We start from the raw sequence: 18,456 nt of genomic DNA, 5'->3' as shown, positions 1-18,456 counted from the left end.
CAGCAATACCGGGTTCATCCGCCAACCAATCTGGGCGACATCCTAGAAGGCGAATTCCGCCCGGGTTTCTTCCAGGGCGTGTGTACCGTCGTGATGAAGCTGATGTCTTGCGTGCAGCCGCGCGTGGCCGTCTTCGGCAAGAAGGATTATCAACAGCTGATGATCGTGCGGCAGATGTGCCACCAGTTTGCATTGCCCACGGAAATCATCGCTGCTGAAACCGTGCGCGACGCCGACGGCCTGGCGCTCAGCTCGCGCAATCGATTCCTGCAAGCGGCCGAGCGCGCCGAGGCGCCAATCCTCGCGAAAGCGCTGAATCGCGTACGCGACGCAGTGCTGGCGGGCAATCGCGACTTTGCATCGATAGAAAAAGAAGCCGTGGAATCCCTTGCGCAGCGTGGCTGGCAGCCTGATTACATCGCGGTGAGAAGGCGCGTGGACCTGCTGCCGCCCGGCCCGGCCGATACCGCGACCCCGCTCGTCGTGCTGGCCGCCGCCAAGCTGGGCACGACGCGCTTGATCGATAACCTGGAAATTTGAACGAAGTTTGAGAGAGAAACGCATGCAGCGAACGCTTTTGAAATCGAAGATTCACCGCGCCACGGTGACGCATTGCGAATTGCACTACGAAGGCTCGTGCGCCATCGACGAAGATTTGCTGGAAGCCGCGAACCTGGTTGAAAACGAGCAGATCGACATTTGGAACGTGAACAACGGTGAGCGCCTCACGACCTACGCCATCAAGGGCGAGCGCGGCAGCGGGATGATTTCGCTGAATGGATCGGCGGCACGACGGGCACAACTGGGCGACCTGGTGATCATTGCCGCGTTCGCGCTGGTCGAAGAGGCAGAACTGAAGGCGGGCTGGAAGCCGGATCTCGTGTTCGTCGACGAAAAGAACCGTATCAAGGGAAACCGCGACCACGTACCGACGCAGAACTGGACCTGAATCGGGCTCTGCGCAGGGCAAGACGCAAAAACGCCGGTCGGCTTCATAGCATGGAAGCCAACCGGCGTTTTTTTATGGCTCGAAGGTCGTCTACATCCTCTTCTACTTCTTCGACACCCATTCAATAATCGGCTGCCACTGCTCGATATCCTTTTCCACCCGGCTTTTGGCGACGTCCCAGATGGTCAGCCCGTGCGCCGCGACCTGCACGTAGTTCTGCGTATCGCGGATAAAACCCAGCACCGGCAGGTCAAGCCCTTCCACGAACCGATGCAGTTGATCCGCTGATTTCGTCCGGGCGTCCACCCGCATACCCACCACGCCGACCTCGATCGTCCCCTTGCGTATTGCCTTCTCTTTCTGCAGCCGTTCGAGGAATTCCTGCGTGGCGAGAATATCGAACATGGACGGCTGTAACGGCACGATCACCTTGTCCGCCAGTTCAAGCGCCAACGCGAGACGGGTGCCGTGAATCCCGGCAGGCGTGTCGATAACCGCCTTCTCCAAGCCTTTGGGCGGCTTCGACGGCGCGTCAACGTTTGTTTTCCACTCTTCTATCTTCGGCAGCGTGTCCGGGCGCAAGCCCAGCCAGCCGTGGGCTGACTGCTGTTTGTCCAGGTCCGCGAGCGCGACCCACTCGCCGTTTGCCGCAAAATATCCAGCCAGATTCGTGGACAGCGTGCTCTTGCCCACGCCGCCCTTCGGATTCGCCACCACGATCACCGTCATAGGTTCAATCCACGCGTTGTCGGCCGCGCCCGACGCCCGACAATCCCGGCGTGCTGTAAGCGCTGCATTAAGTGAAAAGTTCGAGCCGTTGATACTATCGGATTTGCCAATTTCAATCCATGCGCGTCAACAACGCCACTCAACTTCAAGGACTCCGCAACATGGCCACACTGCGCCCAGACATCACCCTTGACTCCCTGCGCGAACGCCAGCGCGGCTGCCTGCCGGATCTGCTCGGCGTGGAAGTCGTATCGCTGGAAAGCGGCACGCTCACCGGCAAACTGACCATCCGCCCCGAATTGCTCGCGCCGAACGGCTTCCTGCATGCAGCGACGGTAATCGGCCTCGCCGACACCTGTTGCGGCTACGCCTGCATCGCCCATTTGCCCGAGGGTGCGAAGAATTTTACAACCGTCGAACTGAAGAGCAACCACGTAGGCACGGCGCGCGACGGGCTCATCACGGCGAAGGCGACAGCGGTTCATCTGGGCCGCAGCACGCATGTGTGGGACGCGATCGTGACAAATGGCGAGGGTAAAAACATCGCGTTATTTCGATGCACGCAGATGATCCTGTATTGAAGTAGCTTGAAGTAGCGCTGGGGTAATCGGACGCTTCGTTCAGGCGAACATCCTGCCGATAGCATCAAGATCCAGCGCCTGCCCGAGCGTATCGGCGAGACGGTCAAGCGAAGCCTCCCGCAACGCCGGGTAATCGAGCGCCTGGGCATTGCGCAGACCCGCCCATTCGAGCAGCGCCGCGCAGGCTTCCGGCGTATCGAAGATGCCGTGCAGATAGGTTGCGGCGATCTGGTTATCGGCGGAAATCGCGCCGTCCGGACGCTCGCCGTCAAGCATGACGGCCGGTCGGGCGAGCGCTGTACCCGTTGTGCGGCCCATGTGGATCTCGTAGCCTCGCACCGGCGCTGGGCTAGCGGCCGTGCCCAAGGTCAGTCGCCCGGTCACGTTGTCGAGCAGCTTGTCCGCTGTCAGCGTGGTATCGAGATCGAGCAGGCCCAGGCCATTCACGCAGCCAGCCGGCCCTTCGAACCCCTCTGGGTCATCCACCGTGCGGCCCAGCATCTGCATGCCGCCGCAAATGCCCAGCACCTTGCCGCCGTATCGCAGATGCCGCTCGATCGCACGATCCCAGCCGTTTTCGCGCAGCCACGCCAGGTCGCGTTGCACGCTTTTTGACCCCGGCAACACGATCAGATCGGCCGGCGGCGGCGCCGTCCCTGCACGCACATAGGAGAAGTCCACCTGCGCGTGCGCGCGCAACGCATCGAAATCCGTGTGATTGCTGATACGCGGCAACGCCGGCACGATCACCCTCAACACCTCGCCGCCGGCGTCGCCACGCGTATGCAACTGGCTCGGCAACATGTCCTCGGCATCCAGCGTCAGGCCGTGCAGATAGGGCACCACACCCAGCACCGGCTTGCCGGTCTGCGCTTCCAGCCAGTCGAGACCGGGCTGCAACAGGCTGATATCGCCACGAAAACGGTTGATCACGAAGCCACGAATCCGCGCCCTTTCGGTCTCCGATAAACACGCGAGCGTCCCCAGCAAATGCGCGAACACGCCACCGCGGTCGATATCCGCCACCAGCACCACCGGGCAATCCACGCGCTCGGCAAACCCCATGTTGGCGATATCGCGATCTCGCAGGTTCACCTCGGCCGGGCTTCCCGCCCCTTCCACGATGATCGCGTCAAAACGCTGCTGAAGCCGGGCGTACGAGGCGAGAACGGCGTCGAAGGCAACGGTTTTGTACTCGTGATACGCCCGTGCATCCAGAGTGGCATGCGCGTGGCCGTGGATGATCACCTGCGCGCCGCGATCGCTGGTCGGCTTGAGCAGCACGGGATTGAAGTCGATTTCCGCATCGACGCCCGCAGCGATCGCCTGCAGCGCCTGCGCGCGGCCAATCTCTCCGCCGTCCACCGTCACCGCGCTGTTCAGCGCCATGTTCTGCGGCTTGAAGGGCGCTACCCGCATGCCGCCGCGCCGCGCGAGCCGGCAAAGGCCCGCGACCAGCGTGCTCTTGCCTGCATCGGAGGTCGTGCCCTGGATCATCAGCGTGCCGCGCGGTGCAAATTGCATGGGGGTTTCCGTCGCCATCGGTTCCATCGGTTCTCTGGGAAGCCGCTATGGTAGCGCCCGCCGGTACAATATTGCGATGACTTCACCCGACCTCACCTTCATTCTCGGCGGCGCACGCTCGGGCAAGAGCGCTTACGCCGAGCGGCTCGCCGTCGACAGCGGTTTGCCCGTCACGTACGTGGCGACGGCGCGTACCGACGATACCGAAGGCGATACCGAATTCGCCGCGCGCGTGGAACAGCATCGCGAACGCCGGCCCGCGCATTGGGCGCTGGTCGAAGCGCCGCTCGATCTGGCCGGCGTGTTGCGCGAACTGGATCACGAAGGTCATGTGGTGCTGATCGACTGCCTGACGTTATGGCTCGCCAACCTGCTGTTCCCCGCCGATGGCAGCACACCCGACGGCCCGCCGCTGCAAGCGTTCAGCGACTTCGACGCAGCACTTTCAAACGTGCGCGGCAAGGTGATCGTGGTGAGCAACGAGATTGGACTGGGCGTGGTGCCGATGGGATCGGTGACGCGCCTTTACGTCGATGAACTCGGCCGGCTCAACCAGCGCGTCGCCGCCGCGAGCACGCACGTGACCATGATGGTCGCCGGCCTGCCGCTCGTACTGAAAGGCTGACATGCTGCTGCTCTCCTTCTACGTCACGGCGATGCTCGCCATTGCCGGCGTCGTGATCGACCGGATCTTCGGCGAACCGGCTACGCGGCATCCGCTGGTCGCGTTCGGGCGGCTTGCAACGCGCATCGAAGCAAAAATGAACACGGGTTTCCGGGCTCGGCCGGCGGGAATTCTCGCGTGGCTGCTGGCCGTCGTGCCGCCGGTGTTGGTGAGCTGGATTCTCGTCAGCGTGCTGCCGTTCGCCGCCGCGTGCGCAGTGCATGTCGCGCTGCTGTGGTTCTCGCTCGGTGCCAAGAGCCTGCGCGATCACATCGCGCCGATCGCCCGCGCTCTCGGGCTAGGCGACCTGGCCGCTGCGCGAAAGCTGACGGCGCGGATCGTCTCGCGTGACACCACCAACGCCGATGAAGCCGCGCTGTCCCGTGCCGCCGTGGAATCCGCGCTCGAGAATGGCAACGACGCGATTTTCGGCGCGCTGTTCTGGTTCGTCATCGCAGGCGGGCCGGGCGCGCTGATGTTCCGCCTCGCCAACACCCTCGACGCAATGTGGGGTTATCGGACACCGCGTTACTTGCGTTTCGGTTGGGCGGCCGCCCGTTTCGACGATGTCCTGAACTTCGTGCCCGCGCGGCTCACTGCAGCGAGCTACGCCCTGATGGGCGACACCCGCACGGCGTGGCGCTGCTGGCGCACGCAGGCGCCGCTGTGGGACAGCCCGAACGCGGGGCCGGTGATGGCCGCAGGCGCGGGGAGCCTGAACGTATTGCTCGGCGGCCCGGCCATCTATAACGGCGCGCTGGAAACGCGGCCCGTGCTCGGGTTTGGCATGACCGCCTCGCCCCGGCACGTGGTAGCAGCGCTTCGGCTGGTCGAACGCACGACGCTGCTCTGGCTCGCGGTGCTGCTGGTGCTGGCTTTCACGGGCGTGGGGTTCCATGGCTGAACCCATCCGTCATGGCGGGAATTTGCGGGAAGCTGCGCGTCGGTACGCCATTGCGCTGGGAGACTGGCTGGATTTATCGACGGGGATCAATCCTCGTGCGTATCCGGTGCCGCCTATGCCAATGGACGCATGGCGCCGTTTGCCCGAAGACGGCGATGGTCTTGCCGAGCTCGCAGCGCGTCACTATGGCGCGCCGGGGGCGCTGCCGGTCGCGGGTAGTCAGGCGGCAATTCGTGCGCTGCCGGGCGCGTTGAAGCGCGGCATTGCGGCCGTTGCGCCGTTGACCTATGGCGAATACGCGCCCGCGTTTGAGCGCGCGGGGCATCGGATCGTGACGCTCGATATTGCATCGGCAGCGCTCACGGATGACATCGATTATGTAATCGTTTCGAATCCTAACAATCCGACGACCGACCGTATCGGGCGTGATGTGCTGCTTCATTGGCATGAGCAATTGGCGATGCGCGGCGGCACGTTGATCGTTGATGAAGCGTTCGCCGATGCCTACGGCGATGCGGCCACGTCGATGGCATCGGAGAGTGGGCGGGAGGGGCTGGTCGTGCTGCGCTCGGTCGGCAAGTTTTATGGGCTGGCCGGGATTCGCGCGGGGTTTGTGCTCGCGGCAGCGCCCTTGCGCAATGCGCTTTCAGAAGCGCTCGGTGCGTGGACAGTAAGTGGGCCAGCTCGACACGCGGTACAGGCCGCGTTCAATGATCTTTCATGGCAAGCAGAGACTCGCGCCACGCTGGCTCGCGATAGTGCAAGGCTGGCAGCGTTAGTCCGCAATCAAGGTTTCGATCCTCACGCGACGCCGCTTTTTGTGTGGTTCGAGACCAGTAGAGCGGTGGCACTGCAACACGCTTTGGCCACGCGCGGGATCTGGACGCGGCTCTTCGAGCATGGCGCGTTGCCGAGTTTGCGGATTGGGTTGACGGGGTCGGACGGGGAATGGGCGAGGTTTGAGGAGGCGTTTGATGCAGCTGTGAAAGCGATCCGCTGAGCGATTGAGCCTTTCATTTTCGTTGGTTCGCCGACCATCTGCCCAAACAAAATGAACGCGTGCGTACCCGTGCTTTTTACGCAGCGCTCGCCAACCATGACGCATCCGAACCAACCCACCTCATGACTTTGCGCCACTTCTTCACCCTGACCTTCATCGCTTCTGCGATGTTTGCATCGGCCCAAACCCGAGCCGACGCTCTCACGGTCACCGACGATACCGGCGCCACCGTCACCCTCACCGCCCCCGCACATCGCGTCGTGAGCCTTGCACCGCACGTCACCGAACTCCTGTTCGCGGCAGGCGGCGGCGCACGTGTGGTCGGTGCGGTCAGCTATAGCGACTACCCGCCGCAAGCCAAAACCATCCCGCGTGTTGGCGATAACAAATCGCTGGACCTCGAACGCATCGTCGCGATGAAGCCCGATCTGATCGTCGTCTGGCGTCACGGCAACGCGATGCGGCAGATCGACAGGTTGCGCGAACTGCATGTGCCACTGTTTTTCAGCGAGCCGCACAGGCTGGACGATATCCCCGTCACCATCGATAAACTCGGCATCCTGCTGGGGACATCGGCTGAGGCGAATAAGGCGTCCAACGCATTCCGTCACGACATCGCCAGCTTGCGGACGCGTTATGCGAGCCGGCCGCCAGTGAGCGTGTTTTATCAGGTCTGGGACGATCCGCTGATGACGCTCAACGGGACGCACATCATTAGCGAAGTGATCGATTTGTGTGGCGGCCACAACGTGTTCACCGACCTTAAACCGCTGGTGCCCACCATCTCGACTGAAGCCGTGCTCGCAGTCGACCCCGAAGCAATCGTGACGGCCACGCCGGGTGCGACGAGTTCGGAACACGCGTTGCCGTCGCTGGATGCGTGGCGCAAATGGCCGTCGATAAAAGCCGTCGCGCGCAACAATCTGTTTGGTATCGACGGTGACCTGATCAACCGGCCGACACCGCGTCTCGCGCTCGGAGCTGCTGCGTTGTGTGAGGATCTTGAAGTCGCCAGAACACGACGCCCGAAGTAAAGCGTCAGGCGTTCCAGCGCACCAGCAACCATTCATTGCGCACGCGTTTCAGCCAGACGATCGCGCCGAAATCCAGCGGCCATTGGATCGCGTTTGCGCGCGGGACGCCGAGCAAATGGGCAGTCAGTACGCGCATGACGCCGGCATGCGTTACGGCGTGAACCGGGCCGATGGTATTGCCCGGACAAACGGAATCGAACCAACCAATCACCCGCCCGGCGAACTGCGCGACGCTCTCGCCGCCATGCTCCCGAGCGTGCTCAAGATCTTCTGCCCAGGCATCGAGCATCAACCGATCAAGGCCGTCCCAGCGCTGCCCTTCCCATGTGCCGAAATCGAGTTCCTGCAAACGGTCATCGGTTTGAATGGGACCGAGCGCTTCGGCCAGCAAGCGGCATCGGTTTAACGGACTTGTGTGCCAGATACCTTCAACCGCAGGCACTTTTAGCAGCGCCAACCGCTCGTTGAGCACACGCGCAGAATCGGCCGCATCGCCTAGAAGCGGGACATCGGTGCGGCCATAACAAATCCCCGTGTCGATACCAACAGCAGGATGGCGAATCAGGACGAGATCCATCCGAGTCCAATCAGGTAGATAGCCAGTTCGAAAATTTGCTGCGCAAACCCGAGGCAGTCACCGGTATAACCGCCAATACGTTTGACGAAGTAGCGTCCCATGGCAAAACGCAAGATACCGAGCGCCACGATCATCACGCAACCAAGCCGCCAGTCGGGCCAGAAAAGCCACGGCAATCCGAACAAGGCAGCCAACAGAAACGCGCCCGCGCTCATCTTTTGCGCGACCGGTTTTGCCTTGCCTTCGGCCCGTACGTAGTCGAGCGTGCAGAGATAGCTGATGGCAAACGTGCGGCTCGCCGCATGCGCCGCGACGATCATCCATGCGGTGCGCAGCGGCAACATTGTGGCCAATGTCTGCCACTTCAGCGCAAGCGCGACGATCAACGCAATCGCACCGAAAGCGCCGATCCGCGAGTCGTGCATGATGCGCAACGCATCCTCGCGCGTGTAGGCGCCGCCGAAGGCATCGGCGCAATCGGCGAGGCCATCTTCGTGAAACGCGCCGGTGACCAGCAGCGTTGCCGCCATCGACAACAACACAGCCACGCCCGCCGGAAACACCTGCAACGCAGCGAGATAAACGATCGCGCCGAGCCCGCCGACCAGCGCGCCGATCAACGGAAAGTAACGCGCCGCCGCATTCAGATAATGTGCTTCGAAACCAACCCAACGCGGTACCGGCACGCGAGTGAAATACCCGAGCGCGGTGAAGAAGTAGCGGAGTTCCTGCGATGGCCGGTTCATGACGGAATCACACGGCCTTGTCGGAGACACCGGCTGATTCGAAGCTCGCCATTTCGTTGATGAACGCCACGGCAGCGCGCAACAAAGGCAATGCGAGCGCGGCGCCAGTGCCTTCGCCGAGACGCAATCCGAGCTGCAACAACGGCGCCGCGTTGAAATGCTCCAGCATGCGCCGATGCCCGGTCTCATCCGATGCATGTGCGAACACGCAGTAGTCGAGCACGGCCCGGTTGAGTGCATGAGCCACAAGCAATGCCGACGTCACGATAAAACCATCGACGAGAATCGTCATGCGCGCTTCAGCCGCCGCGAGGAAAGCACCCACGATCATCGCGATTTCAAAGCCGCCGAAAGTGGCCAGCGTATCGAGCGGATCGACCGACGCAGCGTGCTTCTCCAACGCCGCCGCAAGCACATCGCGCTTGTGCTTCAAGCCGGCGTCGTCGAGCCCCGTGCCACGTCCCACGCACGCATCGATCTCGACGTTGCAAATCCGGCTCATCAAACACGCCGCCGCCGATGTATTCGCGATCCCCATCTCGCCGAAGCCGATCACGTTGGTCCCGAGCGCCGCGTGAAAACGCACGCGCGCAGCGCCACGCTCGATGGCTTGCAACACTTCGTCCCGCGTCATCGCCGGTTCGTGCGCGAAATTACGCGTGCCGCCGCGCCGGATCGCTGCATCGACGAACCCGGCCGCTGGCGGCGAAGCGCTCGCCACACCCGCGTCCACCACTTCGAGCGTCATACCCGCCGCCTTCGACAACGCATTGATCGCCGCCCCGCCCGCGATGAAATTCGCGACCATCTGCACGGTGACTTCCTGCGGGAACGGACTCACGCCTTCGGCCGCAATGCCGTGATCGCCAGCAAAAACAATGATCGCCGGACGCTCGATACTTGGCTTTAAAGTCCGCTGGATCAGCCCGATCTGGAGCCCGAGCGATTCAAGCCGCCCAAGACTGCCGGGCGGTTTTGTCTTTGTATCGATTACATGTTGCAGCTCGGCCGCGCTCGATCGATCGAGCGGTTCAGGACGGGGAAGTGTGTCGTTCATAGTGTTGTTCATGGTGGTTTTGAACGCATCACGGGCACAAGCGCCTCGTGACCGTCCTGCTGGATGAGAGTAAGCGGATAACCAAACGCGGCGCCGGCACGCTCGGGCGTGAGGACATCGCGGACGGGGCCGGCATGCGCGTGGCCGGCGCCATCGAGCAACAAAGCGTGCGTGGCGAAACGCCGGGCAAGGTTCAGATCGTGACACGAGAAAATCACGCTGCGTTGTTTCGACCGGACCCATCTGCTCAACGCTTCAAGGCAATCGATCTGGTGATGCAGGTCGAGATGCGCCAGCGGTTCATCGAGCAATAAAAGCGATGCGTCCTGGCACAAGGTTGCCGCGAGCGCCACGCGCTGACGTTCGCCGCCTGACAACGAGAGGACATCGCGCGAAGCAAACTCGGCGAGGCCCAGCATCTCCAGCGCCGCGTGCGCAGCCGCGCGGTCCGCGTCGCTTTCCCAACCCCAGCCGGTCAGATGCGGAAAGCGGTTGAGCATGACGGTGTCCAGAACGGTGGCGCTGAACGCATCGTGCGTGGCTTGCGGCATCAACGCACGGCGGCGGGCGAGTTCGCTCGCGCCCCAGGCGCTCAACGCGCGTCCATCGAGTGAAATCGCATTCGATGCTGTCTTCGATACCCCCGCCATCGCCGCAATCAACGTCGTCTTGCCTGCACCGTTCGGCCCGGCGACGCACCACAGTTCGCCGGGCGCGAACGTCAGCGTGAGATCCGCGATCAACACGCGGGCTGCTGCGCGAGTTCCCGCACGAGTTCCTGCGCGCAACGTGAGATGGGTCAGCTGAAGTCCGTTCATGGCGCGCGCCTGAGGAGCATCCACAGGAACACCGGCACGCCGATCAGCGCGGTAATGACGCCCACCGGCAACTGCGCCGGCGCGATCACCGTGCGCGCAATCAGGTCTGCTCCCATCACAGCCAGCCCGCCAGCAAGCGCCGACGCAGGCAGCAGCATGCGCTGATCGTTGCCGAACGCGAGCCGCAACACATGCGGCACCACGAGCCCGATAAAACCAATGGTCCCGGCCGTCGTCACCGCAGCGGCCGCCGCCAGCGACGCAACCAGATACACGCGCAATCTCAACCGCACGACACGCACGCCAAGCGCCTCGGCCGCTGCATCGCCACGTAGCAATACGTTGAGCTGGGGCGCGGCCGGCACGATGGCGACCAGCGCGATCACTAGCGCGATCAAGGCGGTCCATGGCATCGCCACGCCATTCAGGTCGCCGGTCAGCCAGAACACCATGCCGCGCAAACGATTCTCCGGCGCCACCGCAAGCATGAGCGTGATCAACGCGCCCCACCCCGCCGCGATCACCGCGCCGGTGAGCAGCAATCTCGGCGATGTATCCTGCGGTTCCCCGCGCCACAACTCGCGCCGCGCCAGGCCGAGCACAAGCAGTATCGATAAGAACGCGCCTGTGAAGGCCGCAACATCGACGCTCCACCACGACAGTGAGAACAACATCGCGGCGAGCGCGAATGCGGCAGCGCCACCCGATACGCCAAGCACATACGGTTCAGCCAGCGGATTGCGCAGCAAGACCTGCAGTAGCGTGCCGGCCATGCCGAGCAAGGCGCCCGCCGCAAAGCCGCCGAGCGCGCGCGGCAAGCGCAGGCTGAGCACGATTTCATCGATCACGTCGGTCGACCGGGACACAAGCGCCTGCATCACCCGCAGCGGCGAGACGGCGATACTCCCCAGCGCCAGCGACGCCACGAACACAGCGAGCGCGGCCAGACCCAGCACGGCCCAGACCATGAAAGCGCGCTGAGCGTTCATGCGCCTAACGTTCACGGCGGGTGTTGGCCGGGCAGAAACGCGGCGCCGCGACCCGGCGGGTTGTACAAGTGCGCAAACTGATAGTCCTTGTTGAAGAGTTCGTCGAGATGGCCGATAAGCGCACTGACCCACGGAATGCAGACGCCCGGGGCGATCGAACGGTTGCTGCTGAACGGATAGTACAGATCGTCGAGGGTTGAAGCACGACGGATGACCGCAGCCGCTCCTGGTGAAGACCTGAACCACGCCGCCAACCAGGTTCTATCCAACCAGCGCCGACACATTGCCGTTACCGCTTCTACATAAACATAAGCGAGTATCCGTTTCGAGGGTTGCGCTGCACCACTTCCCGCAGATTTTCGCCTTCACGCCATTGATCCGCAAAAACGACCGGGCTGGCCACACGCCGGCCCGGTCCCGCGCGAACGACAAGCAGTGAAATACCGCGCGCGACCGCACGTCATTTTTCGAGTAATGAAATGGGTCGGACAACGCACACCAGGACCGGCTTGCAACTTGCGTTGTAGTCGCTTACCGTTGCGGGGGCAGCGCAGGTTGGCTCGTCCGGGCGGCGTCGGCTCCCTGCTTCCTGCTTTAATGCTCGCTGGCAGGCCCTGCGAGCACCAGGGTGGCGGGAGTGTAAAAGCGGCACAATGGCCCGTCAAGAAAGCAGGACAATGCAGGCGTACAGACCGTCTGTGCCGTGGTTCGATTATTCGATTTACCCCTGTTTTTATAGGCTCCCGCGCGATATTTCGACAAACGCTCGCACGCCTGAATGAATGGGACAATGACTCCCTGTGAAACGTTTCCCCTTACAAATAAAGGGCCGCGCCCATGCTTTGAAGACTGACTGCTGTTACGTCTGGAAACGAACCAAATTTCTGAAGCGCCGGAGAAGCGCGCTAAAATGCGAGGTCTTAAGAGGACGCAGCACATGCTCAACGAACTCGAATCACTGTCACAGAATATCGGCCGGCTGATCAAGATCAGCGAACGCCATCATCAAGCTCACAATGCGTTGGCCCAGCAACTCGAACAGTTGCGCGCCGACTATGCCAACACGCAGGGCGAACTTGCGGCCATGCGCGAAGAACGCGACGCACTGGTGGCGGAGCGCGACTCGCTGTCGGCCAAGATCGACGACGCGCAGATTCGGCTCAACGCAATTCTCGAAAAATTGCCGCGTGCGAAAGCTGCACCGGAGCCGGATAACCAGCTTGCCCTTTTGCCTCCCGATGGCATCGAACCGGATACCGCCGACGCGGCGCACGGTGCGTTGCATGAAGAATCACACCATCACGGAGAAAAGGCATGACGACGAAACAGATCGAGGTATCCATTCTCGGCGCGCCTTATCGGCTCGCATGTTCGCCGGAAACTGAAGGCGCGTTGCGCGAAGCGGTAGCACGCGTGGATGCGGAAATGTCAAAAGTGCGAAACGCAAGCAGCGTGCGCGGGACGGACCGGATCGCGGTAATGGCGGCGTTGTCGCTGGCCTCAGAATTGCTCAAGCTCCAAAACAGCGTGCGTCACGGCGAAGCATTCCCGGCCGAAGAAATTCGCCGCACCATGCATCAAATGAACGAGCAACTGGGTGTCGTGATTTCACAATACGAAGCGCAGTAGTGGCTGAGGTAGTTGTTGCAATAGATACCGCAACAGTAAGTGCGTAGCAGCTGGAATTTGCTTTAAATGCTTGACGCGCAGACTAACATCCGGATGTTATTTTGTTGCCGGAATCCGAGCACAATTCCATGTCTACGTGCGCGTCTCGTGCATCGTCTTCATGCATTTAACAAATTCACCGGTCACCATAAAGTTTTCCTGGATCATTGCTGCATCGTCTCGTTGATTGGTGTAAAGTGATTGCTCCCTGCCTGGTTTGCCAAGGTCATATATTCCTTGAACCAATGCCATTGTGCACGGTTGTGGGACCTTGTAGCACTGGCGAGCGCGTCACTCTGTCTGATGAGCCCAAAGTGTTGCTTACTGCGACCAATCTTGAACCCAGGTTCAGGATGCCGGCCTAGCGGCTTAGGCGGGGACCTCTTTTAGCGGCATGCGTGATCTATGCGCATCTATGCGCATATTTGCAAGCGGTTGAGTTGATTGAATGGACTAACGGCGCTGGAGCTTCTCCGGCGCCGTTTTCTTTTGCATTGTGAATCCTGCATCGTGCATGCTTCTTTGCACGGCACCTTTCTCCATGGAAGACATTCATGCACTACTGGCTGATGAAGTCGGAACCGAATGAAGCGAGCATCGACCATCTCGCTCACGCTCCAAAAAAAACCCTGCCCTGGACCGGCGTGCGTAATTACCAGGCACGCAACTTCATGCGCGACGGCATGCAGATTGGCGACGGGGTGCTGTTCTATCACTCGAGCTGTCCGCAACCGGGCATCGCAGGCATTGCGAAGGTTTCGTCGGCCGCTTATCCCGATCCCACTCAATTCGATTCCACCAGTCACTACTACGATCCGAAGTCATCGCCGGAAAAGCCGCGCTGGTTGCTCGTCGATGTCCACTTCGTGAAGAAAACGCCGCTCATTCCCCTTGCCTCGCTGCGCGATCACGCAGAGCTTGCCGACATGCAAGTGCTCGCCCGAGGCAATCGGCTTTCCATCACGCCGGTCACCGAAGCGCAATGGCGCTTTATCACCGAACACCTTCTGTAACCTCATTGAAGGGAACTTCGCGTGTATGAGTTGCGCCTAAGCTTCGCGTCACATGACGCGCACTCATGCTTACGGAGTTACACGATGACAAAGAAAAACACCACTTCCGCGCTGGCAGCCGCCGTGCTGCTTGCAGGCGCTGCCATGGCACAGAGCGCGTTTGCGCAAAGCGTCATTCAGGCCCAGCCGTCGGGCGTGCTGTCGCTCGCAGCACAGGCCAGCGCAGACGTGCCGCAGGACGTGGTCGACATCACGCTGTTCTATGAGCAGGAAGCGCAAGATCCGGCCTCGTTGACATCGGTGCTCAATCAACGCGCGGACGCTGCGCTGCGCCAGGCGAAGGGTGTCGATAACGTCACCGCGCACAGTGGTTCGTTCACCGTCTACCCGTCCACGGATCGCGATGGCCGCATCTCTGCCTGGCGTGGCCGCACGGAAGTCGTGCTGGAATCGAAGGACTTCGCCGCTGCGTCCAAGCTAGCCGGCAAGATGAGCGATTCCATGCAAGTGGGCAGCGTGACGTTCTCGCTCTCGCCGGAAGCGCAGCGCGCGGCGGAACAGAAACTGTCGACGCAGGCTATTGCTTCGTTCAAGCAGCAGGCACAGAGTTCGGCACAGGCGTTCGGCTATAGCGGATATGCGATCCGTGAAGTGAACATCGGCCATAACGGGTCGTCGCCGCGTCCGGTCATGATGATGGCCGCACGCAGCATGGGCGCGGATGCAAAGATGTCTGCACCCATGGCGCTGGAAGGGGGCACCTCGACTGTGACCGTGAACGTGTCGGGTTCGGTACAGATGAACCGATAGACATTCAGTTCAAGTCTCGCACTGTAAAAAAGCCTCGCTGCGTGCGAGGCTTTTTCATGGCATCAACAATGGCTGATCTCTCGTTCAGGAGAGCTTCGCGGACTCTGAAGACACGGCACGTCCACGTCGATACGACCAGATAAGCAGTCCAATTCCGCCAATGATCATGGGCAGCGAAAGCCATTGGCCCATCGACAGGTTCATCGCCAGCAGACCAAGATAATCATCGGGTTCACGCGCGAATTCAACCGTGAAGCGCGCGAGGCCGTAACCGATCAGAAACACCGCTGAAATAGCGCCGACCGGCCGTTGCTTGCGCGACATCAGCCACATCACGATGAACAGTGCGAACCCTTCCAGCGCGATTTCATACAACTGTGACGGATGACGCGGCAGCATCTGGTAACGCTCGAAAATCTCGTTCAGATTCCATTGCTCGGCCTGTTGCGGATGGGTGCGCAACCAGATGGCGTCATCGGGGGATGCGTTCTGGAACAGCATGGCCCACGGCGCGTTCGGATTGGTCACGCGGCCCCACAACTCGCCGTTGATGAAGTTACCAAAGCGCCCCGCCGCCAGCCCGAGCGGGACCAGTGGCGCGACGAAATCGGTGACTTGCAGCCAGGTCCGCTTTCTTTGCCACGCGAACACGACCATCGCAAGCGTCACGCCGATCATGCCGCCGTGGAACGACATGCCGCCTTCCCAGACCTTGAAGATATCGAGCGGATTCGCAAGGTAGAAACTCGACTTGTAGAACACCACATAGCCAAGCCGGCCGCCCAGGATGGTACCGAGCACACCGTAGAACAGGATGTCGTCGATATCCTTCGTCGTCCACCCTTGCGCCGCGACGTACGGCAAGCGCAGCCGCAAACGGCCGATGACAATGCACTGGATGAACGCCAGCAAATACATGAGGCCGTACCAGCGCACAGCGAGCGGACCGAGATGAAGCGCGATGGGATCGAAATTCGGGTGAATGAGCATGTTTCTATTTACGTGTTGGGGTCACGGCAACGCAGGCACGGTAGCCGCATGAGCGCGCACTATATCGATAAAACCGGCGAGCACCGGACTAACCTCCGCCGCGCGCCACACGAGTCCGGTCTCAACCACCGGCCCGGATTCGAGCAACGGACGATACACCACTCCGGTCCTGCGCAGATGACGCAGCGATTGCGGCACGAGTGCGACACCCATGCCGGCCGATACCAGACTGACAATGGTCTGCATCTGGATGGCCTCCTGGCCGACACGCGGCATCAGGCCAGCCGCGCCGTAGCAACCCATAATGATGTCATAGAATCCGGGCGCGAGACGCCGTGGAAAGACGACGAGCGGGGCATCGGCGAGTTGATGCAGGCTGACAGGCGTCTCCGACCACTCGTCGGCGCCCTGCCCGAGCTCAGCCGCGGCGTCGCTCGACATAGCGATGACCAACGGCTCGCGCGCGATCGGCAAATACGACAGCGCAACGGCGTGGCGCGGCGGCAACGGGGGAATCACGAGCCCGGCGTCAATGCGGCCCGCCACCAGTTCTTCCACCTGGACGTCGCTGGTCGCTTCCACGAGTTGCAGGCGCACGCCGGGGTAGCGGGCGCCGAAATCGCGCAGCAGCAGCGGCAGGAGGCCGTAATCGGCGGTGGAAACGAACGCAAGCGACAGAACCCCTGCCTCGCCCCGCGCGAGCGACTGGGCGAGCGGTCTTAGCGCTTCCGCGCCCGCGAGCAGCCGCCGCACTTCCGGCAGCAGGTCCTTGCCCACGGGCGTCAGTTCGACGGAACGCTTCGTCCGCACAAACAGCGCCACGCCGAGCATGTCTTCCAACGCCCGGATGGCCTGCGACAATGGCGGCTGCGTCATCGCGAGGCGCCCTGCGGCGCGCCCGAAGTGCATTTCTTCCGCAACCGTCACAAAATACCGCAACAATCTGAGTTCAATGTTCCGCGCATCCATTGATATCTTCCACGACCTAATAGACCCTGAATAATATATTGGACACGCGTTCTCGCAAGCTTCATCCTTTCGCGACCAGACAATAAAATCCTCAAGGAGCCCCACATGGCCTTCAATCGCCGCTCGAAAAACATCACGCAAGGCATCGCGCGTTCCCCGAATCGCTCGATGTATTACGCCCTTGGCTACAAGGAAGAAGACTTCGACAAGCCGATGATCGGCATCGCCAACGGTCATTCCACCATCACGCCATGCAATTCGGGCCTGCAAAAGCTGGCCGACGCCGCAGTCGAGTCCATCCGTAAATCGGACGCGAATCCGCAGATTTTCGGCACGCCGACCATCTCCGACGGCATGTCGATGGGCACCGAAGGCATGAAGTACTCGCTCGTGTCGCGCGAAGTGATCGCGGACTGCATTGAAACGGCCGTACAAGGCCAATGGATGGACGGCGTGGTCGTGATCGGCGGCTGCGACAAGAACATGCCCGGCGGCATGATCGGTCTGGCGCGCATGAACGTGCCGGGCATCTATGTCTATGGCGGCACGATCCGTCCGGGCAACTGGAAGGGCAAGGACCTGACCATCGTGTCGTCATTCGAAGCGGTGGGCGAGTTCAGCGCTGGGCGGATGTCGAAGGAAGATTTCGACGGTATCGAGAAAAACGCCTGCCCGTCGAGCGGTTCGTGCGGCGGCATGTACACGGCCAACACGATGAGCTCGTCGTTCGAGGCGCTCGGCATGTCGCTGATGTATTCATCGACAATGGCGAATCCCGACGAAGAGAAAGTCACATCCGCTGCGGAATCGGCGCGCGTGCTGGTCGAAGCGGTAAAGGCCGATCTCAAGCCACGCGACATCATCACGAAGAAATCGATCGAAAACGCCGTCGCGCTGATCATGGCGACGGGCGGCTCGACCAACGCCGTGCTGCATTACCTCGCCATCGCGCACGCGGCGGAAGTGGAATGGAGCATCGACGACTTCGAGCGCATGCGCAAGAAAGTGCCGGTGATCTGCAACCTGAAGCCGTCGGGCCAGTACGTGGCGACCGACCTGCACAAGGCCGGCGGAATTCCGCAAGTGCTGAAGATCTTGCTCGACGCAGGCATGCTGCACGGCGATTGCATCACGATCACGGGCAAGACTATTGCCGAAGAACTGAAGGACGTGCCGTCGAAGCCGCGCGCCGACCAGGACGTGATTTTCCCGATTAACAAGGCGCTTTACGACGAAGGCCACCTCGCGATCCTGAAGGGCAACCTGGCACCGGACGGCGCCGTGGCAAAGATCACCGGCCTGAAGATCCCGGTCATTACCGGCCCGGCTCGCGTGTTCGAAGACGAGCAAAGCGCGATGACCGCGATTGTCGCGGGGCAGATCAAGGCGGGGGATATCGTGGTATTGCGTTATCTCGGCCCGAAGGGTGGTCCG

22 protein-coding genes and 1 other RNA gene are annotated in these 18,456 nt (G+C 61.6%); 13 read left to right on the top strand and 10 right to left on the bottom strand.

From position 1 onward, the window contains the following. Together JWR14_RS14435 and panD are read left to right on the top strand one after the other, a co-directional pair. The coding region (locus tag JWR14_RS14435; RefSeq protein ID WP_299707793.1) for a pantoate--beta-alanine ligase at positions 1-540 on the top strand (540 nt) is incomplete at its 5' end. Between the two features lie 22 nt (positions 541-562). After that, positions 563-949, top strand: coding sequence for an aspartate 1-decarboxylase (panD, locus tag JWR14_RS14430; protein WP_158936378.1), 387 nt, complete (start codon positions 563-565; stop codon positions 947-949). 102 nt (positions 950-1,051) lie between these two features. Here panD and JWR14_RS14425 read toward each other — a convergent pair whose 3' ends face one another. Continuing rightward, positions 1,052-1,678 carry a ParA family protein gene (locus JWR14_RS14425; RefSeq protein WP_299707789.1) on the bottom strand — a complete coding sequence of 209 codons (627 nt, stop codon included), beginning with the start codon at positions 1,676-1,678 and terminating at the stop codon, positions 1,052-1,054. 161 nt (positions 1,679-1,839) lie between these two features. On the opposite strand from JWR14_RS14425, the gene JWR14_RS14420 reads away from it, so the two are divergent. Continuing rightward, complete coding sequence (locus JWR14_RS14420) at positions 1,840-2,259, top strand: PaaI family thioesterase (protein ID WP_299707787.1); 420 nt, start codon at positions 1,840-1,842, stop codon at positions 2,257-2,259. 39 nt (positions 2,260-2,298) lie between these two features. On the opposite strand, the gene JWR14_RS14415 is transcribed toward JWR14_RS14420, so the two are convergent. Continuing rightward, positions 2,299-3,783, bottom strand: coding sequence for a cobyric acid synthase (locus JWR14_RS14415; RefSeq protein ID WP_299707785.1), 1,485 nt, complete (start codon positions 3,781-3,783; stop codon positions 2,299-2,301). Between the two features lie 76 nt (positions 3,784-3,859). On the opposite strand from JWR14_RS14415, the gene cobU reads away from it, so the two are divergent. From cobU to JWR14_RS14395, 4 genes are all read left to right on the top strand, one after another. After that, positions 3,860-4,408, top strand: coding sequence for a bifunctional adenosylcobinamide kinase/adenosylcobinamide-phosphate guanylyltransferase (cobU, locus tag JWR14_RS14410; RefSeq protein ID WP_299707783.1), 549 nt, complete (start codon positions 3,860-3,862; stop codon positions 4,406-4,408). Position 4,409: 1 nt separating this feature from the next. After that, positions 4,410-5,351, top strand: a complete 942-nt coding sequence (gene cbiB, locus JWR14_RS14405; RefSeq protein WP_299707781.1) for an adenosylcobinamide-phosphate synthase CbiB — start codon at positions 4,410-4,412, stop codon at positions 5,349-5,351. Then, positions 5,344-6,351: a threonine-phosphate decarboxylase CobD gene (gene cobD / locus JWR14_RS14400; protein WP_299707779.1), complete on the top strand. Its 1,008-nt coding sequence runs from the start codon at positions 5,344-5,346 to the stop codon at positions 6,349-6,351. Before cbiB ends, cobD begins: the two co-directional genes overlap by 8 nt. Before the next feature lie 167 nt (positions 6,352-6,518). Beyond that, positions 6,519-7,385, top strand: a complete 867-nt coding sequence (locus JWR14_RS14395; RefSeq protein ID WP_299707795.1) for a cobalamin-binding protein — start codon at positions 6,519-6,521, stop codon at positions 7,383-7,385. Positions 7,386-7,389: 4 nt separating this feature from the next. On the opposite strand, the gene cobC is transcribed toward JWR14_RS14395, so the two are convergent. Genes cobC through JWR14_RS14365 form a run of 6 tightly spaced genes read right to left on the bottom strand, consistent with a single transcriptional unit; the run spans position 7,390 to position 11,841 of the window. After that, positions 7,390-7,962 carry an alpha-ribazole phosphatase family protein gene (gene cobC / locus JWR14_RS14390; protein WP_299707777.1) on the bottom strand — a complete coding sequence of 191 codons (573 nt, stop codon included), beginning with the start codon at positions 7,960-7,962 and terminating at the stop codon, positions 7,390-7,392. After that, positions 7,947-8,708, bottom strand: coding sequence for an adenosylcobinamide-GDP ribazoletransferase (locus JWR14_RS14385; protein ID WP_299707775.1), 762 nt, complete (start codon positions 8,706-8,708; stop codon positions 7,947-7,949). Before JWR14_RS14385 ends, cobC begins: the two co-directional genes overlap by 16 nt. A 7-nt stretch (positions 8,709-8,715) precedes the next feature. Next, complete coding sequence (gene cobT / locus JWR14_RS14380) at positions 8,716-9,777, bottom strand: nicotinate-nucleotide--dimethylbenzimidazole phosphoribosyltransferase (protein WP_299707773.1); 1,062 nt, start codon at positions 9,775-9,777, stop codon at positions 8,716-8,718. After that, the gene (locus JWR14_RS14375; protein WP_299707771.1) at positions 9,774-10,583 is read right to left on the bottom strand and encodes an ABC transporter ATP-binding protein; all 810 of its coding nucleotides are present in this window, start codon (positions 10,581-10,583) and stop codon (positions 9,774-9,776) included. Before JWR14_RS14375 ends, cobT begins: the two co-directional genes overlap by 4 nt. Continuing rightward, complete coding sequence (locus tag JWR14_RS14370) at positions 10,580-11,572, bottom strand: iron ABC transporter permease (protein ID WP_299707768.1); 993 nt, start codon at positions 11,570-11,572, stop codon at positions 10,580-10,582. Before JWR14_RS14370 ends, JWR14_RS14375 begins: the two co-directional genes overlap by 4 nt. Before the next feature lie 11 nt (positions 11,573-11,583). Continuing rightward, positions 11,584-11,841, bottom strand: coding sequence for a hypothetical protein (locus tag JWR14_RS14365; RefSeq protein ID WP_299707766.1), 258 nt, complete (start codon positions 11,839-11,841; stop codon positions 11,584-11,586). 668 nt (positions 11,842-12,509) lie between these two features. On the opposite strand from JWR14_RS14365, the gene JWR14_RS14360 reads away from it, so the two are divergent. The 5 genes from JWR14_RS14360 (at position 12,510) to JWR14_RS14340 (ending at position 15,063) form a co-directional block, all read left to right on the top strand. Next, positions 12,510-12,890 (top strand): ATPase, encoded by a 381-nt coding sequence (locus JWR14_RS14360; protein ID WP_299707764.1) that lies wholly within the window; start codon positions 12,510-12,512, stop codon positions 12,888-12,890. Continuing rightward, positions 12,887-13,201, top strand: coding sequence for a cell division protein ZapA (locus JWR14_RS14355; RefSeq protein WP_213762470.1), 315 nt, complete (start codon positions 12,887-12,889; stop codon positions 13,199-13,201). The genes JWR14_RS14360 and JWR14_RS14355 overlap by 4 nt, the downstream gene beginning before the upstream one ends. Before the next feature lie 241 nt (positions 13,202-13,442). Then, positions 13,443-13,624: non-coding RNA, 6S RNA (ssrS, locus tag JWR14_RS14350), on the top strand. 170 nt (positions 13,625-13,794) lie between these two features. Next, on the top strand, positions 13,795-14,253 hold the full coding sequence (locus JWR14_RS14345; protein ID WP_299707759.1) for an EVE domain-containing protein: 459 nt from the start codon (positions 13,795-13,797) through the stop codon (positions 14,251-14,253). An 84-nt stretch (positions 14,254-14,337) separates the two neighbouring features. Continuing rightward, positions 14,338-15,063: an SIMPL domain-containing protein gene (locus tag JWR14_RS14340; protein WP_299707757.1), complete on the top strand. Its 726-nt coding sequence runs from the start codon at positions 14,338-14,340 to the stop codon at positions 15,061-15,063. An 84-nt stretch (positions 15,064-15,147) separates the two neighbouring features. Here the strand turns inward: JWR14_RS14340 and lgt are convergent, their stop codons facing one another. Further along, on the bottom strand, positions 15,148-16,053 hold the full coding sequence (gene lgt / locus JWR14_RS14335) for a prolipoprotein diacylglyceryl transferase (RefSeq protein WP_299707755.1): 906 nt from the start codon (positions 16,051-16,053) through the stop codon (positions 15,148-15,150). A gap of 21 nt (positions 16,054-16,074) precedes the next feature. Beyond that, a complete protein-coding gene (locus tag JWR14_RS14330) occupies positions 16,075-17,022 on the bottom strand; it encodes a LysR family transcriptional regulator (RefSeq protein WP_299707753.1) in 948 nt (315 codons plus the stop codon). 105 nt (positions 17,023-17,127) lie between these two features. On the opposite strand from JWR14_RS14330, the gene JWR14_RS14325 reads away from it, so the two are divergent. Then, positions 17,128-18,456, top strand: a 1,329-nt coding sequence (locus tag JWR14_RS14325; protein ID WP_299707751.1) for a dihydroxy-acid dehydratase, incomplete at its 3' end; no start/stop codon positions are given.

The organism is Caballeronia sp. (assembly GCF_028292365.1).
In the GTDB taxonomy this organism is placed as follows: domain Bacteria; phylum Pseudomonadota; class Gammaproteobacteria; order Burkholderiales; family Burkholderiaceae; genus Caballeronia.
This window is presented reverse-complemented; position numbering and strand designations above follow the sequence as displayed.